Origin of the sequence: Micromonospora sp. NRRL B-16802 (assembly GCF_001279555.1) — a bacterium.
GTDB classification, from domain to species: domain Bacteria; phylum Actinomycetota; class Actinomycetes; order Mycobacteriales; family Micromonosporaceae; genus Micromonospora; species Micromonospora profundi.
In genome coordinates this window covers 1-770 of sequence record NZ_LGEB01000123.1, presented here as the reverse complement: position 1 = coordinate 770, position 770 = coordinate 1, and the positions used below count along the sequence as shown (strand labels likewise).

Annotated in this window: 1 protein-coding gene; it reads right to left on the bottom strand. The window is 67.1% G+C overall.

All coding sequences use genetic code 11. From position 1 onward, the window contains the following. Window positions 1-770, bottom strand: a 770-nt coding sequence (locus ADK66_RS29135; protein WP_157553056.1) for an AMP-binding protein, incomplete at both ends; no start/stop codon positions are given.

Below are 770 nucleotides of genomic sequence, written 5' to 3'. Positions count from 1 at the left end.
TCCGTAGAGGTTGTGGAGTTCGATGTGGGGCCAGGTGGTGAGGAAGCGGTGTGCGGTGTCTGGTGGTAGTGCTTCGCCGCTGCAGAAGACGTGGCGGACGTGGCCGAGGGGGCCGCGGTCGGCGGTGGCGTCGAGGAAGGTTTGGAGCATGGTGGGGACGAAGTGCAGTGTGGTGACGCTCTCGTCGACGATGAGTTGGTGTAGGTAGTTGGGGTCGCGGTGGCCGCCGGGGGCGGCGAGTACGAGGGCGGCGCCGGTGGTGAGGGGCCAGAAGAATTCCCAGACGGAGACGTCGAAGCCGTAGGGGGTTTTCTGGAGCACCCGGTCGGCTGGTTCGAGCCTGTAGGTGTCTTGCATCCAGGTGATGCGGTTGTGGAGTCCGCGGTGGGGGACTGCGACGCCTTTGGGGGTGCCTGTGGAGCCGGAGGTGTAGAGCACGTACGCGGTGTCGTCGAGGGTGGATCCGGTGTCGGGGGCGGTGTCCGGCTCGGCGTCGAAGGTGTCGGTGACGTCCAACGTGAGGGTGGTGGGGAACGCCTGGGTGTGGGTGCTTGTGGTGATGACCAGGGGTGGGTTGGCGTCGTGGAGCATGGCGGTGAGGCGTTCGGGGGGGAGTTCGGGGTCGAGGGGGACGTAGGCGGCTGCGGTTTTCCAGATGGCGAGCAGTGTGGTGACGAGGTGGATGCTGCGGGGGAGGCAGACGCCGACGTGGTCGCCGGGGGTGATGCCGTGGTGGTGGAGGCGGTGGGCGAGTTTGTTGGCGGTGGTGT